This window comes from Rhodococcus sp. IEGM 1406 (assembly GCF_030056745.1).
Lineage (GTDB): Bacteria > Actinomycetota > Actinomycetes > Mycobacteriales > Mycobacteriaceae > Rhodococcus_F > Rhodococcus_F erythropolis.
This window is the reverse complement of sequence record NZ_JASHKO010000001.1, coordinates 1866299-1881794: the sequence shown is the minus strand read 5'-3', so window position 1 is coordinate 1881794 and position 15496 is coordinate 1866299. Positions and strand designations below refer to the sequence as shown.

Annotated in this window: 17 protein-coding genes; 7 read left to right on the top strand and 10 right to left on the bottom strand. The window is 64.1% G+C overall.

The features are described from left to right. Positions 1–81 precede the first annotated feature (81 nt). Positions 82–1044 carry an HpcH/HpaI aldolase/citrate lyase family protein gene (locus QM596_RS09110; protein ID WP_019749351.1) on the bottom strand — a complete coding sequence of 321 codons (963 nt, stop codon included), beginning with the start codon at positions 1042–1044 and terminating at the stop codon, positions 82–84. A 72-nt stretch (positions 1045–1116) separates the two neighbouring features. On the opposite strand from QM596_RS09110, the gene QM596_RS09105 reads away from it, so the two are divergent. The 5 genes from QM596_RS09105 (at position 1117) to QM596_RS09085 (ending at position 6649) form a co-directional block, all read left to right on the top strand. Then, the gene (locus tag QM596_RS09105) at positions 1117–2403 is read left to right on the top strand and encodes a magnesium transporter MgtE N-terminal domain-containing protein (protein ID WP_019749352.1); all 1287 of its coding nucleotides are present in this window, start codon (positions 1117–1119) and stop codon (positions 2401–2403) included. Further along, positions 2400–2942, top strand: a complete 543-nt coding sequence (locus QM596_RS09100; RefSeq protein WP_003945067.1) for a DUF1003 domain-containing protein — start codon at positions 2400–2402, stop codon at positions 2940–2942. Before QM596_RS09105 ends, QM596_RS09100 begins: the two co-directional genes overlap by 4 nt. Before the next feature lie 115 nt (positions 2943–3057). Continuing rightward, positions 3058–4479 carry a lytic transglycosylase domain-containing protein gene (locus QM596_RS09095; RefSeq protein ID WP_283308707.1) on the top strand — a complete coding sequence of 474 codons (1422 nt, stop codon included), beginning with the start codon at positions 3058–3060 and terminating at the stop codon, positions 4477–4479. A 145-nt stretch (positions 4480–4624) separates the two neighbouring features. Then, the gene (locus QM596_RS09090; RefSeq protein WP_003945171.1) at positions 4625–5488 is read left to right on the top strand and encodes a lytic transglycosylase domain-containing protein; all 864 of its coding nucleotides are present in this window, start codon (positions 4625–4627) and stop codon (positions 5486–5488) included. Between the two features lie 24 nt (positions 5489–5512). Further along, the gene (locus QM596_RS09085; protein WP_003945178.1) at positions 5513–6649 is read left to right on the top strand and encodes an Mrp/NBP35 family ATP-binding protein; all 1137 of its coding nucleotides are present in this window, start codon (positions 5513–5515) and stop codon (positions 6647–6649) included. Positions 6650–6712: 63 nt separating this feature from the next. Here the strand turns inward: QM596_RS09085 and tatB are convergent, their stop codons facing one another. The 4 genes from tatB to sigE form a co-directional block, all read right to left on the bottom strand. Beyond that, on the bottom strand, positions 6713–7105 hold the full coding sequence (gene tatB, locus QM596_RS09080; protein WP_003945177.1) for a Sec-independent protein translocase protein TatB: 393 nt from the start codon (positions 7103–7105) through the stop codon (positions 6713–6715). 74 nt (positions 7106–7179) lie between these two features. Beyond that, on the bottom strand, positions 7180–8658 hold the full coding sequence (locus QM596_RS09075; RefSeq protein ID WP_046378902.1) for a S1C family serine protease: 1479 nt from the start codon (positions 8656–8658) through the stop codon (positions 7180–7182). 97 nt (positions 8659–8755) lie between these two features. Continuing rightward, entirely contained in the window at positions 8756–9115 is a 360-nt protein-coding gene (locus QM596_RS09070) for a hypothetical protein (protein WP_020970204.1), read from the bottom strand. 52 nt (positions 9116–9167) lie between these two features. Beyond that, on the bottom strand, positions 9168–9764 hold the full coding sequence (gene sigE, locus QM596_RS09065; protein ID WP_029255812.1) for an RNA polymerase sigma factor SigE: 597 nt from the start codon (positions 9762–9764) through the stop codon (positions 9168–9170). Positions 9765–10094: 330 nt separating this feature from the next. Between sigE and QM596_RS09060 the strand changes: the two genes are divergently transcribed. Beyond that, positions 10095–10730: an O-methyltransferase gene (locus tag QM596_RS09060; protein WP_007736091.1), complete on the top strand. Its 636-nt coding sequence runs from the start codon at positions 10095–10097 to the stop codon at positions 10728–10730. On the opposite strand, the gene glgC is transcribed toward QM596_RS09060, so the two are convergent. After that, entirely contained in the window at positions 10727–11941 is a 1215-nt protein-coding gene (gene glgC / locus QM596_RS09055; RefSeq protein ID WP_003945185.1) for a glucose-1-phosphate adenylyltransferase, read from the bottom strand. The genes QM596_RS09060 and glgC overlap by 4 nt on opposite strands. Positions 11942–12073: 132 nt before the next feature. On the opposite strand from glgC, the gene glgA reads away from it, so the two are divergent. Further along, positions 12074–13246: a glycogen synthase gene (glgA, locus tag QM596_RS09050; protein WP_070386685.1), complete on the top strand. Its 1173-nt coding sequence runs from the start codon at positions 12074–12076 to the stop codon at positions 13244–13246. A 6-nt stretch (positions 13247–13252) separates the two neighbouring features. Here glgA and QM596_RS09045 read toward each other — a convergent pair whose 3' ends face one another. The 4 genes from QM596_RS09045 to QM596_RS09030 all read right to left on the bottom strand — a co-directional run bounded on the left by QM596_RS09045 (position 13253) and on the right by QM596_RS09030 (position 15473). Further along, positions 13253–14092: a putative RNA methyltransferase gene (locus QM596_RS09045; protein ID WP_020970207.1), complete on the bottom strand. Its 840-nt coding sequence runs from the start codon at positions 14090–14092 to the stop codon at positions 13253–13255. Positions 14093–14207: 115 nt separating this feature from the next. Further along, positions 14208–14375: a DUF3117 domain-containing protein gene (locus tag QM596_RS09040; RefSeq protein WP_003945169.1), complete on the bottom strand. Its 168-nt coding sequence runs from the start codon at positions 14373–14375 to the stop codon at positions 14208–14210. A gap of 151 nt (positions 14376–14526) precedes the next feature. Next, positions 14527–15096 carry a DNA-3-methyladenine glycosylase I gene (locus QM596_RS09035; RefSeq protein WP_283308706.1) on the bottom strand — a complete coding sequence of 190 codons (570 nt, stop codon included), beginning with the start codon at positions 15094–15096 and terminating at the stop codon, positions 14527–14529. Continuing rightward, positions 15096–15473, bottom strand: coding sequence for a DivIVA domain-containing protein (locus tag QM596_RS09030; RefSeq protein ID WP_020908467.1), 378 nt, complete (start codon positions 15471–15473; stop codon positions 15096–15098). The genes QM596_RS09035 and QM596_RS09030 overlap by 1 nt, the downstream gene beginning before the upstream one ends. Between the last annotated feature and the right edge of the window lie 23 nt (positions 15474–15496).

Here is a 15496-nt window from a genome sequence, read left to right as displayed (position 1 = left end):
CACGTCATCCACGCGGATGACGCAAGTACATCTACCCCTATTGTGCCCTTTACAGACCTGATTCGTTCGGCTATGCGAGCGTCAGGCGTGTTCGGGCGGCGTGAATTCCGACGTGCGCGTCATCCCCGCGGCGCGGCCCTTGGCCGAAATCACCAGTGCCATCTTGCGACTCGCCTCGTCGATCATCTCGTCGCCGAGCATGACGGCGCCCCGCCCTCCTCCGGCGGCCGAGGTGTGGAACGCGTACGCGTCCAAGATGAGTTCTGCACGGTCGTAATCGGATTGGCGCGGACTGAACACCTCGTTGGCCGCCTCGATCTGCGTGGGATGCAGAACCCACTTGCCGTCGAAGCCGAGCGCTGCCGTCCGCGCCGCCGACCGAGCGAAAGCCTCGACGTCGCGAATCTGGAGGTACGGACCGTCGATCGCCTGGACGCCGTGTGCACGTGCGGCCATCAAGATGGTCATCAAGATGTGGTGATACGCGTCACCGCGGTCGTAGCCGTCCGGTTGCTCACCGACGACCAGAGTTCGCATGTTCAAGCTCGCCATGAAGTCGGCCGGGCCGAACACGAGTGCCTCGACGCGGGGGCTCGCGGTGGCGATCGCGTCGATGTTGGTCAAGCCGATCGCGTTCTCGATCTGCGGCTCGATTCCGATCTTGCCGACCTCGAGACCGTTGGCCTTCTCGACCTGCGTCAACAACAAATCGAGTGCCTGGACGTGACTCGCGTCGGGAACCTTGGGCAGCAGAATGGCGTCCAGATGCGCTCCGGCGCGGCCGACCACCTCCACGACGTCGGCATACGTCCATTCGGTCGTCCAGTCGTTGACCCGGACGACCTTGACCTGTTTGCCCCACCCGTCCTCGGCCAACGCGTCGCCGATCGACTCTCGTGCCGCCTGCTTCGCCAACGGCGCCACCGCGTCTTCGAGGTCGAGGAAGATCTCGTCGGCGGGCAATCCCTTCGCCTTGTCGATCATCTTCCGACTGCTGCCGGGAACTGCCAATACCGATCGACGGGAACGGTTGCGTGAAGTCATTGCGGACTGCCCTTCTCGATTTTCGGTGGCGCCGTTGCAGATTTTGACGCTGGACGAATTAGCCTTGCAATCATGGCAGCAGCAGGCAAGGTATTTGCAGCCAGGCTTGCCGGCCTGGTTGTACTCGGCCCGGACGGCGAATCGATCGGTCGTGTGCGCGACGTCGTCATCACGGTCCGTATCGGACGCCAGCAACCGCGGGTTCTCGGTCTGGTGATCGAAATGTTCACGCGCAAACGCATTTTCGTTCCGATGCTCCGCGTGACAGCCATCGAGCCGAGTGCGGTCACCCTGACCACGGGCAACGTCAGTTTGCGGCGCTTCAACCAGCGGCCGGGTGAAGTACTCGCGCTGGCGCAGGTACTCGATTCGCATGTGCGCGTGGACGACCCGGAACTCGAGGAGCTTCACGGCGTCGACACGATAGTCGTCGACCTCGGGATCGAATCGACGCGAACGCGAGACTGGGTCGTCTCGAAGGTCGCCGTTCGCGGCCATCGCGGACGCCTCGGTCGACGCGCGGCGATTCACATCGTCGACTGGCAGCACGTCGCCGGCCTCACCCAGAGCGATCTCTCGCTCCCCGGCCAGGGCGTAGCTCACCTCCTTCTGCAGTACGAAGGCATGCGACCCGCCGATGTGGCCAACGCCATGCGGGAACTGCCGGAGAAGCGCCGCCACGAACTGGCCGTGGCACTCGACGACGAACGCCTCGCCGACGTCGTGCAGGAACTGCCGGCGGACGACCAGACCGATCTGCTGATGCACCTGGAAGTCGAACGTGCCGCCGATCTACTCGAAGCGATGGATCCCGACGATGCCGCCGACCTGTTGGGCGAGCTGCCCGAGACCGAAGCCGAATCACTGTTGCAGTTGATGGACCCGCAGGATTCCGAACCTGTTCGACGCCTGCTCGAGCACTCCCCGGACACTGCCGGTGGCCTGATGACGCCCGAACCGGTGGTACTGACGGCCTCGACGACCGTCGCCGAGGCCCTTGCCCGCGCCCGCAACTACGACGTGACCCCGGCGCTGTCGAGCATGGTCTTCGTCGTACGTCCGCCGACCGCGACTCCGACCGGGCGGTATCTCGGCTGCGTCCACTTGCAGAAGCTTCTCCGCGAGCCTCCCGCCAGCCTTGTGGGCGGAATACTCGACACCGACATGCCCCGGTTGGCGCCGGACGACTCGCTGGCGTCGGTCACCCGATACTTCGCGACCTACAACTTGGTATGCGGGCCGGTCGTGGACGACGAGAACCACCTGATCGGGGCCGTGACAGTCGACGACGTGCTCGATCACCTCCTGCCGGAAGACTGGCGTGAGGATTACTCCGACGACGAGGAACTACTCCGATGAGCGAACGGGCGTCGAGCACGACCGCACGGCAACGACTGGAAACGCCTCGCGGAAGCCGCCGGTTCAATCTCGATTTCGACGTCGAAGCTGTCGGACGCGTCAGTGAACGCATCGCCCGCTTCCTCGGTACCGGGCGTTATCTCGCGATCCAGACGATCATCGTGATCGTCTGGATCCTGATCAACGTGTTCGCGGTGGCGCTGCAGTGGGACCCGTATCCGTTCATCCTGCTCAACCTCGCCTTCTCCACCCAGGCTGCCTACGCGGCGCCGCTGATCCTCCTGGCCCAGAATCGTCAGGAGAATCGCGACCGGGTCTCGCTCGAGGAGGACCGCTCACGCGCCGAGCAAACCAAAGCGGACACTGAATTCCTCGCTCGCGAACTCGCAGCGCTGCGCATCGCCGTCGGCGAGGTCGCCACCCGCGACTACCTGCGGCGGGAGCTCGAGGAGATCAAGTCGATCCTTGCCGCCGACGGCGAACCGACCCCGAAGAAGAAGCACCGTGACTCGAATACTGCGAAACAAAGTCACAACTAGCTGAGCGTTCGCTGAGTTTTGCTGCACGCACCGTGACCGATATGTAACGTAAGTCACAGCAGGATGGATTATCACGGTGGGTACTCCGAGGCGGGAGCACCAGCAAAGGGGAATCGTGCGAGTACGCGGAATGATTGCAGCATCCACACTGGTGGGGGGACTGCTTGTCGTAACAGGTCCAGCAGCCCTCACGGCCGGAAGCGCACCATCCGGCGGGTCGCAGGTCCCCATTGCCCTTGCAGGCTCCGCCTCCGTTGCGCAGCCGGACTCTGTCGACTTCCTCCCGACGCCCCGCACCGTCCGAACGCAACGATCGGCCCCACCCAGCGATACGGTCGCCGGCGCTCCGGCAGCGCCCCACGCTGCGGCCGTCGTCCTCACTTCTCTGGGCATCCCCGAGATCGTTCTGAACGCGTACCGATCCGCCGAACTGGTGATGATGACCGAGGCGCCGGGCTGCGGCATCCCCTGGCATCTCCTGGCCGGCATCGGACGCATCGAATCCGGTCACGCCAACGGCGGCAAGACGACCTCGGTGGGTACGACGGTCACCCCGATCCTCGGCCCCGTCCTCGACGGACGGTTGGCAGGCAACGAAGTCATTCGGGACACCGACAAGGGCGCGATCGACGGAGACCCGACCCACGACCGCGCTGTCGGGCCGATGCAATTCATTCCGGCCACCTGGGCCGGTTATGCCAGCGACGGCAACGGGGACGGAATCAAGGACCCCAACAACGTCTTCGATGCGGCGCTCTCGGCAGCGAAGTACCTCTGCAGCGGCGGACTCAACCTGCGCGATGTCGCCCAGGAGACCAAAGCTGTTCTGCGGTACAACAACTCGGCCGCCTACGCGGCAAACGTGATCATGTGGTCGACGGCATACAAGAACGGTGTCATTCCTTCCGGCCAGCTCCCGTACACCACCGGCATCAACACCGGCAGCTCGGCGATCAACGCCGCCGCCTCGGCAGACTCCGCCGCTTCGGCCGTTCTCGCCGCTGCTGCAGCTACCGACCCGGCGGCAGGCGACAAGGAATCTGCGTCGACGACTCCGACCACCACCCCCCCTCTCTTCCCAGGCCTGCCCGGCATGCCCGCGCTCTCACCCGAGATCCAGGCACTGATCCCGCCGGGAGTAACGCCGACCAGCCCCACTCCGGGACCCAACGCCGCCCGGAACGCGGCTCCCGGTCCGATCATCCCGCTCCCCGTCCTCACCTCACGGGGTCTCGTCTGGCCGATTCTGACGGCTGAGGGATGGCGCTGGCCCGACGACATGTGCGTGATCCTTCCGGATCCAGCAGCACTCGACGCCTTGCAGGACGGCATCCTTCTGCCGTGCACGGTCCCAGGAATGGCAGTAGCCGCCACGGCACCCGCCACCACCGACGCAGCGCCCGCGGAATCTTCGCCGCCGGCTGCCCCGTCGCCTGAGCCCGCTCCGTCACCCGCACCGGCCCCCGCACCGGAACCGGCCCCGGCTCCGGCATTCGCGCCGTTCTTCCCGGGCCTTCCCGGCATGCCCGCTCTGTAACCAAAAAATCACGAAAGAACAGTGCATATGCCCCAAACTGCCCTTCCAGATCACGGTTGAATAACGGAAGCGCAACAAATCAGGTAGCCTCGACTCCGTCAGTTGAACGGAAAACCTCCTCGCGGAGGTTCAGGAGGCATACACAGTGGGTCGGCACAGCAAGAAGACAGATTCGCACATCCGTCGAAATTCGGTCATCGCGCTCACCGGACTCATCCCTATCGGACTCGTCACCGCAGCCAACACGGCCGGCGCCGCTCCCAAGGTTCCGTTCTTCAACACCAGCTCCGCCGAAACGGTGGACACTGCCGCGCAAGCCACGCAGGAACCGCAAGCGCAGATTCTGCCCGCCGTCGAAGCAATCGCCGAGCCTGCTCCCGCCCCCGCGCCGGAACCCGCGCCGTTGGCTCCCGTGCAGGCGACTCCCCCGCTCCCAGCCTCCATGGCCGAGGGCGCACTCGGAATCCCGAGCGTGAGCGTCGCCGCATACCAGAACGCCGAGCGGATCCTCGCCGTCGAGAAGCCCAACTGCAACATGCACTGGACACTCCTGGCCGGTATCGGCCGCGTCGAATCCGGCCACGCCAACGACGGCAAGGACGCCGACGCGAACGGCAACCTCTACAAGCCCGTGATCGGCCTGCCACTCAACGGCAGCCTTCCCGGCCAGGCCGTCATCATGGACACCGACGGCGGCGCCCTCGACGGCGACACCGTCTACGACCGCGCGGTCGGCCCGATGCAGTTCATCCCGTCCACCTGGAACCAGTACGCCGGCGACGGCAACGGTGACGGAATCGCCGACCCCCAGAACCTTTTCGACTCCGCACTGACCACCGGCAAGTACCTGTGCGACGGCGGACTCAACATGCAGGACGTCACCCAGGTTGCCTCCGCGATCCACCGCTACAACAACTCGGCCGCCTACGTTGCCAACGTTCTGGCCTGGTCGCTCGGGTACTCCACCGGCATCGTGCCCGCCGCATCGGACCTGCCGCGCATCCACTGACCTACCTGGACTTACCATGGAGTCATGTCTGTACTGACCGAGTCCGACGTTCGCTCCGCGCTCGCGCGAGTTCTGGACCCAGAGATCCGCAAACCCATCACCGAGCTGGGGATGGTCAAGGGGATCTCCCTCTCCAGTGACAACAGCGTCGACATCGGCATCTATCTCACGACCGCCGGTTGCCCGATGCGCACCGAGATCACCGAACGCGTCACCAAGGCCGTCGCCGACGTCGCCGGGGTCGGTGCGATCCGCGTCGAACTCGACGTCATGGACGACGCCCAGCGGACCGAGCTCCGCAAGTCGCTTCGCGGCGATTCCGCCGAACCCGTCATCCCGTTCGCCCAGCCGGGTTCACTCACCCGCGTCTACGCCGTAGCCTCCGGCAAGGGTGGCGTCGGAAAGTCCAGTGTGACAGTCAATCTCGCGGCAGCAATGGCCGCGCGCGGACTGTCTGTCGGCGTACTCGACGCGGATATCTACGGTCACTCGATCCCCCGCATGCTCGGCACCGACGCCAAGCCCACTCAGGTCGAGCGCATGATCATGCCGCCGGTTGCACATGACGTGAAGATGATCTCCATCGCGCAGTTCACCCAGGGCAACACTCCTGTCGTCTGGCGCGGACCGATGCTTCACCGCGCGCTCCAGCAGTTCCTCGCCGACGTGTTCTGGGGCGATCTGGACGTGCTGCTTCTCGATCTGCCGCCAGGCACCGGTGACATCGCCATCTCGGTGGCTCAGCTCATCCCGAGCGCCGAGATCCTGGTCGTCACCACACCGCAGCAGGCCGCTGCCGAGGTCGCCGAGCGAGCGGGCGCCATCGCCCTGCAGACCCGCCAGCGCGTCGCCGGCGTCGTCGAGAACATGTCGTGGCTCGAACTTCCCGACGGCACCCGCATGGACGTCTTCGGCGAAGGCGGCGGGCAGACCGTCTCCGATCGCCTCACGAAGGCCGTCGGCGCCAAGGTTCCGCTTCTCGGACAGATTCCGCTGGACCCGTCCGTCCGCGAGGCAGGCGACGCCGGGACGCCGATCGTCCTCAGCGCTCCCGATTCACCCGCGGCCATCGCACTCAAGGACATCGCCGACAAGTTGGCCGTCCGTCAGCGCGGGCTGGCCGGAATGTCGCTCGGTATCAATACGGTTCGCAACTTGTAGAACCCCGCATGCGAAAGGGCGCCTGTCACCGATCGGTGAGAGGCGCCCTTTCGTATGTCGAATCTAGGTTGCGTCGAAGTCCACAGGAGGACGTTCGCCCGCGGTGAGTGGCTTGTCCTTCGACAGCGTCTTCGGCTCCTGCACTCCGCTCTGCGGCTTCTTGTCGAAGTTGCCTGTGAAGATGGAGTCGTCGCCGTCGAGGAGGTGCTGGGTGATCACAGCGCGCGGCGTCATTCCGCGCAGCTTGTTCAGATCTGCGAGTGGTTTACGCAGATCCTCGAAATCGGTGCCCAGTTCTTCCTTGAGCTGATTGGAAGCGCCCGAAGCATATTCGCGCACCTGCCTCAGGGACTTCGTGACCCAGGAGACCGCACCAGGAAGCCGCTCAGGTCCCAAGATGACCAGAGCCGCTACGAGGAGGATCATGAACTCGCCCCAACCGATGTTGCCAAACACAGGGTCAGCCTACTGTGTGCTCGCTCGGTGCGCGCATGTCCGGATCAACCTCACAGGAAGATCGCAGGGTCCGATCAGTCGGACACCGGCGTGACCGAAATGTCGACCTGCCGTCCGTCGCGGATCAACTGGACGTTGACCGGCTGATCGACGGTCGTCGCGTTGACCGCAACCACCAGTTCGTCGGCACTCGTCACCGGTCGGTCACCGACCTTGACGATGACGTCACCCTCGACGATTCCCGCACGTTGAGCTGGGCTGCCGTCGCGGACGTTGGCCACCGCAGCACCGCTGGTCGCGTCGTTGACCGCGGTGCGGGCATTCACGCCGATGTCGGGGTGATGAACCTTGCCGTCGCGAATGATGGTCTGCGCCACCTCGGTGACCGTATCGATCGGAATCGCGAAGCCGAGCCCGACCGAACCACCGGACTCGCTGAGCATGGCCGTGTTGATACCGATGACGCGGGCTTCGTCGTCGACGAGTGCACCACCCGAGTTGCCGTGGTTGATCGCCGCATCGGTCTGGACGGCGTCGATGACGGCGTTGGTGTCGGTGCCTTCACCCGACAAACGCAGAGGCCGGTTCAGCGCACTGACGATTCCGCGGGTGACGGTCTTGCTCAATCCGAGCGGTGAGCCGACGGCGACGACGTCGTCGCCGACCTGAACATCCTCGGATTTTCCGAGCTGAGCGACCGTCAGATTGTTGGCCGACACCTTGAGCACCGCGAGGTCTGTCTTGACGTCACGTCCGACGATCTGGGCGTCGGTCTTGGTTCCGTCGGAGAAGATCACCTGGATCTTCGCGTCCTGAGCGGGCGGTACGGCCGAGGAGATCACGTGGTTGTTGGTGACGATGTACCCCTCACCCGAGATGACCACACCGGAACCCGTACTGCCCTGGTCACCGACGGCGACCTGAATCGACACCACGGAAGGCAGCACTGCGTCGGCGACCTTCGCCACCTGCGACTCCGGCTGTTCCCCGCCGCCGGATTGAACCAGCGTGACACGTGAGCTGGTGAGTGAACTGCGATCGGCGGTGATGACAGTGGCGAGCAAGCCACCGACAAGAGCGATGACAAGTGCCATGCCCGCAAGCGCGGCCAGTGCGGAGGGGGCGACCTTGCGACCGAACAACAGCTCACGCACGTCGAGCTTCTGGGCGGGAGGCAACCGCACCGGCGCCTCGGACTCTGCAGGCTTGCCCAGCGAGACCTCGGATTCAGGATCGCGCCACGGATCACGCGGGGGTTCTTCGTCGGGTGTGTTGTTCGCCGACGCCTCGGGATCGCGACCGATCGACTCGGTGGCGTCTGCCGGTCGACCGAACGCTTCGGCCAGAACCGGGTCCGGATTCCCGATCACGACGTCGGAAGACGGGGTCGATCGCGTGGCAATCGGAGTGAACGAGCCCTCGACTCCACTCGGCCGACCGAACACCTGGCGCGAGGCCGGATCGATCTGAGGTCGGTACACCGGCCGGGGGTCGAGCACCGGCGCATCTGCCGGTCGATCCGCCGAACCGCTTGCCGAAGAATCCGAGCTCACTCCGGAGTGCCCCCTCTTTCCGTCAGTCACGTTGTCCAGTATCACTGATCCGTGCCGGGAAGCTGGCGCGCGGCGTCATTTGCGCCAGCGCGCGGTGTCATTTGCGCCAGCGACGGGACAACCGCTTGCTGATGGTGGAAAAGCCTGCGGGCTGATTGCCGACGGAACCGTCGGCGTTTTCCGAATTGGGTCCGGTGGTCGGACTGTTGCACGAGGGAATCTGACTGAGAAGTCCCACCAGGGACAACGGCATCGTCATCTCGCCGCTTCGACGCAGCGCACCACGTGCCTGCTGCTGAGCATCGACGGCCGCAGCGCACTCGGCGCAGATCGAGATGTGATGCGAAGCCCGCAAGTAGGCCTGCATTCGGAGTTCTCCGTCGACGTAGGCAGCGATTGCCTCGCTGGCCAGATGTTCGGTCGAACCGAACTGGCGATGTGCCCGCGCCTCCGTCATTCGTCCCTCCAGGTGATTGACCACGTCCCGCTCTGTAGCTCGAACCCGACCGTCAGAAACCGACGAGTTCGGATTCGGCTGCGCGCTGCGCTGCCAGATGATCACGAATCGCCTGTCGCCCACGATGGATACGGCTACGAACCGTTCCGAGCTTCACTCCCAGTGTGGCACCGATTTCCTCGTACGACAGACCTTCGATGTCACAGAGCACAACAGCGGCGCGAAATTCAGGTGCGAGTGAGTCGAGTGCGGCCTGCAGACCTGCGTCGAGGCGCGCGTCGTGGTAAATCTGCTCGGGGTCCGGACCGGGTGAGGGAACGCGGTCGTAGTCCTCGGGCAGCGCTTCCATACGGATGCGGTTGCGTCGGCGAACCATGTCGAGGAACAGGTTTGTGGTGATGCGGTGCAACCAGCCCTCGAAAGTTCCGGGCTGATAGTCGGAGAGCGAGCGGAACACCCGAATGAAGGTGTCCTGCGTCAAGTCCTCGGCGTCCTGGGCATCGCCTGACAACCGGTAGGCCAGGCGGTACACCCGGTCACCGTGCTGACGCACGAGTTCGTCCCAAGACGGCATGGAGGACTTCTCACCAGTTGCATCGAACACAGCAGTGCCGATCAATTCGGAATCCACAGCCGATTCCGTCGTCAAAACTTCCGACTCTCGAGGGCGAGGCTCGTCGTTGACCTGGTAAATAAGTTGATCCTCCTGCTCGGGATCGCGTAGTTCGATCACCGCGTTGTCCGAATCACGTAATGCGCGATATTCGGGAGAACCAGCCGTTGCTGTGATTTGTTCCCGATCACCGAGCTGCGAAAGACCAACTTGGTAAAAATCGATACCGCCGTGCGATCTTCGATCCGGCGATGTATACACCTTTTCTCATCGCGGTGTGCACGCCATATGAGGAGCCTGAGGGATTCCTGAGAATCCTGGTGACTGCGCGCCTTGCAGCGACAATCCGAACCGCCCGATAACCTCATGAGCGTGACCCACGCCGAACAGATACTCCGCCACGTCGAGGACGTAGTTTCCGAGGACGAGATTTTGACCGCGGCGCGAGATCGAGCGCTGGATCTCGGAGCCCATCCGGTGACGCCCGCCGTCGGTGCGACGCTCGCGATGTTCGCGAGGATGCTCGACGCGAAGACGGCCGTCGAGGTGGGTACCGGAGCCGGCGTGAGCAGCCTGTGGCTTCTGCACGGCATGCGCGACGACGGCGTCCTGACCACGATCGACAGTGAGCCCGAACACCAGCGGGCGGCCAAGCTGACCTTCCGCGAAAGCGGAATCGCTCCGGCACGCACTCGCCTGATCAACGGACGGGCTCTCGACGTACTTCCCCGGCTCGCGGACGGCGGCTACGACCTGGTGTTCGTCGACTGCGCCGCGATCGACCACCCCCACTACGTCCGCGAAGGTGTCCGCCTGCTGCGCTCCGGCGGTGTCATCGTTCTGCACAACGCCCTGGCCGACGGCCGCGTTGCCGACAGCTCCGCTCGCGACGCGACAACGGTTGCGGTCCGAGAAGCAGCAAAGGCCGTGACCGAGGACGAGCGACTCATTCGAGTCCTCCTCCCCCTCGGCGACGGCCTCCTCTGCGCGAGCAAGCTCTAGATCCAGACGCCCTTACCGATGGCGACGACGCCACCCTGACTGACGGCAAATCGTTCGCGGTCACGTTCGAGATCGACGCCGATGATTTCGCCGTCACCGACCACGACGTTCTTGTCGAGGATCGCGCGCCGCACGACGGCGCCCTTGCCGATGCGCACACCCGGCATCAGCACGCTGCCCTCGACGGTCGCACCGTCCTCGATCATCACGTTGGAACTGAGTACCGAATTGCGCACGGTCGCCGCGGACAGGATCGACCCCGCACCGACCACTGATTCCTGAGCGAGTCCGCCCTTCACGAACTTGGCGGGCGCGAGATTCTCGGTGGCGCCGCGGATGGGCCAGCGACGGTTGTAGAGATTGAAGATCGGGTGCACCGACACGAGGTCCATGTGAGCGTCGTAGAAGGCGTCGAGGGTACCGACGTCACGCCAGTAACCGCGGTCTCGATCGGTAGCGCCGGGAACGACGTTGTCCTTGAAGTCGTAGACCGACGCCTCACCCGCCGCGACCAAGGCGGGAATGATGTCTCCGCCCATGTCGTGGTCGGAATCGGAGTTCTCGGAATCAGCCCGGATGGCGTCCACGAGCACTTTGGTGGTGAACACATAGTTACCCATGGACGCGAACGTGGAATTTGGGTCGTCCGGTGTGCCGGGAGGATGGGCGGGCTTTTCCAGGAACTGCGTGATGCGTCCGGACTCGTCACTGTCGATGCAGCCGAAAGCGAAAGCCTCACTTCGCGGTACACGAATACCCGCGACCGTCACGCCTGCCCCGGATTCGATGTGGTGCTGCACCATCTGTTCCGGATCCATCCGGTACACGTGGTCGGCACCGAAAACCACGATGTACTCGGGGTCCTCGTCGTAAACGAGATTGAGCGACTGCAGGATTGCGTCGGCGCTGCCGGTGTACCAGCGCGGCCCGAGCCGCTGCTGGGCCGGGACCGGAGTGATGTACTCACCCGCGAACCCGGACAATCGCCACGTCTGCGAAATGTGACGGTCGAGTGAATGTGACTTGTATTGCGTCAACACACAAATACGCAGATATCCCGCGTTGACAAGGTTGCTCAACACGAAGTCGATAAGTCGATATGCACCTCCGAAGGGCACTGCGGGCTTCGCTCTGTCCGCGGTCAGCGGATACAAGCGTTTGCCCTCGCCCCCGGCGAGCACGATTCCAAGCACATGCGGCTGGCTTCTCACACCGCTAACCTATCCGCACTGGTGAACTCCCGCTAGCGAAGCAGTCCGAGAGGTCCGATCGTGTCCCCCTCCGAACGGTCGGGGATAACGCGATCGGTAGCCGGATCGACCACGGGCGGTTAGGTTTAGCGCGTGCGAGTCGCAATGATGACCAAGGAATACCCGCCGGAGATCTACGGCGGTGCAGGAGTACACGTAACCGAGCTCGTCGCTCAGATGAAGCGGTTGTGCGAGGTCGACGTGCACTGCATGGGCGCCCCGCGCGAAGGCGCGATCGTCCACTCTCCCGACCCCGCTCTCGCCGGATCCAACCCAGCCTTGACGACGCTCTCCACCGAGTTGCGGATGGCGGACGCCGCGGCCGGTGTCGACATCGTCCACTCCCACACCTGGTACACCGGACTGGCCGGGCATCTCGCGTCAGCTCTCTACGACGTGCCGCACATCCTCACCGCGCACTCACTCGAGCCCAGACGCCCGTGGAAGGCCGAACAGCTAGGCGGCGGCTATCGGATCTCGTCGTGGTCCGAACGCAACGCCGTCGAGCACGCAGACGCGATCATCGCCGTCAGTTCAGGTATGCGACTCGACGTCCTCGACGCGTACCCCGCCGTCGATCCGAGTCGCGTTCACGTAGTGCGCAACGGAATCGACACCGAGGTATGGCATCCCGGGGGATCTGCGCCGGGAGCGCCGTCCGCACTCGCGTCGATCGGCGTCGACCCCGCAAAACCCATCGTGGCCTTTGTCGGACGGATCACTAGGCAGAAGGGCGTCGGGCACCTCGTCGCGGCAGCACACCACTTCGACCCGGAGATTCAGCTCGTGCTGTGCGCCGGCGCTCCCGATACGCCGGAGATCGCCGCCGAAACGGAGAAGGCAGTGGCCGAACTCGCCAGACATCGGGGCAATGTCTACTGGGTGCGCGAGATGCTCCCGACCGAGCAGATCAGGGAAATACTTTCGGCAGCAACGGTATTCGTCTGTCCTTCGGTGTACGAGCCCCTCGGAATCGTCAATCTCGAAGCCATGGCGTGTGAGACCGCCGTGGTCGCTTCCGATGTCGGCGGTATCCCCGAGGTGGTCGCCGACGGCGTCACCGGACGACTCGTGCACTACAACGCCTACGAGCCGAACGCATTCGAGGAATCACTCGCTGCCACCGTCAATGCCGTTGTCGCCGACCGAGAAGGCGCCGACGCGATGGGTCGTGCGGGCAGAATCCGTGCTATCGACGAGTTCTCCTGGGCCGAAATCGCCAAGCAGACGCTCGAGGTCTACGCGGACGCCGTCACGAGACGCTGATCCGCGTCAGATCTTGCGATAGGTCGAGACCGTCGCCGACGCGGTGACGGTGCTCGGCTGCGGCAGCTTCGCCACGGCGGCAGCCAGATCGGCGGGCGTCAGGTGCCTCGCCGACGGTCCCATCCCCACCAAGTCGAGGACGTCCTGGTGTGAGAGTGACATCGTGAACTCGACCTCGTCGCTGCTCACGCGCTCGAACAAGCCGGCCATCGACGATTCGAGACGTTCCACCTTGCGATCGTCGACCTTGACCATCTCGAGAATGTCGATCAGCTCGCGCAGATGCCTGTCGGTGGGCGTCAGGACCACCAGAACGCCGTCATCGGCGAGAACTCGATGGGACTGCGGACCGTTGCGTGGAGCGAACACACAGAGCACGTGGGAGAGCACTCCGTCTCGAATCGGAAGTGGTTGCCAGACGTCCGCGACGATCGAGCCGATCCTTTCGTGGATCTTCGCCGCTCGCCGTGCCGCGAACTTGGACACGTCCAAGGCTATTGCCCGAGAATCAGGCAGCGAATCCACGACGTGTGCGAGGTATTGTCCTGTGCCTGCACCGATTTCGACGATCCGCGCAGGATCCGCCCCTGCCGTCGTCGCGCAGGCCCGGGAAACGGCATCCATCAGCGGGCCGAAGTGGCCGGCGCCGAGAAGTCGTGCACGCGCGGCGATCATCTCGGCACTGTCGCCGGTGAACTTCGTGGCACCGCCACTGATCAGGCTCACGTAACCCTGGCGAGCCACGTCGAATCGATGTCCGCGATCGCACTCGGCGGCGCCGTCCACCAATTCCAGCTCTGCGGCGCACTGCGGACAGGACAGTAGATCGACCACGGCGGCAAGCATTGATCCGTCCTTTCGGCTACCGGCGGTGCGCACACTTCAGGCCCCGTACCGAAACGGATACGGAGCCTGCGTGCAATCACGTGCTGTTGTTCGTACTGCTACAACCTGGACCCGACTAGCTGGTGACGTTCGTGAGTTCCACACCGAGCGCTGCAGCTTCATCCGGGGTCAGCTCGACGACGAGGCGTCCGCCACCCTCGAGTGGAACCCGCATGACGATTCCTCGTCCCTCTTTGGTTGCTTCGAGGGGACCGTCCCCGGTCCGGGGCTTCATGGCCGCCATCCTCTGCTCCCTCCAGATCTGCGCTGCATTGCTCTGCGCCTCGACTAACGGTGCGCCCCGCCAACAATCAGCGAGGCTCGTACCCTCCATTGTTCCCTATGGATGCAGGAACCGGGAATCTGAGTCACATTTAGGGGTGTTCAGTCGACCGTCACACCTGCGCCGGAACCCAGCAATCAGCCACGTGATCGTCGACCATTCCGGTAGCCTGCATGAGCGCATAAGCCGTGGTAGGACCCACAAACTTGAACCCGCGTCGCTTGAGTTCCTTAGCCATGGCAGTCGACTCGGGAGTGACCGCCGGAACCTCTGCAATTGATGTCAGTCGTCTGGTGCGTCGAGGCGGCGAGAACGACCAGAGTAACGAATCGAGGTCCAGATCGGGTGAATTCACGAGCACTCGGCCGTTGGAAATCGTCGCCTCGATCTTCGCGCGATTGCGGACGATCGCGGCATCGGAGAGCAATCTCTCCACATCCGCAACTCCGTACGCTGCGACCTTGTCCGGATCGAACCCGTCGAAGGCTTCGCGGAACGCCTCGCGTTTGCGCAGAATCGTGATCCAAGAAAGCCCCGATTGGAATGCTTCGAGGGCGAGCCGCTCGAACAGTTCGTCGCGCCCGTGCAGCGGACGCCCCCACTCCTCGTCGTGATAGTCGCGGTACAGCGAGTCACCGGGCGTCTCGACCACCCAGCCGCACCGAACCAGTCCGTCTGCCATCAGCCCTGGGAATCCTTCGCTTCGGATTCGGTCTCAGGCGCCTCCTGCGTTGCTTCGGCCTTGGCCGGAGCATCCACCTTCACCAGAACCTCGGACTTCTCGTCACGGCCCAGTTGCGCACGCAGAGAATCGATTTCCAACCCGAGGCGATGCAGGGCCCAATCCACTTCACTCGCCTTGTATCCACGCAACACCTGCTGAAAACGAAGAGCGTCGACATCCGCCCCGGTGACGTCCTCTGCCGGGAGTACGGTCGCCGTCGTGCCAGGAGGCAGCGGCGGCAGCTCTTCCGAGCGCCCGAACACAGCGCTGGCGGCGAGGAAGATCATCGCGCCGACCAGTGCCATGACAATCAGGTACAGGAGGATCGTCATCATGAACCGATACTCCCATACCCGAG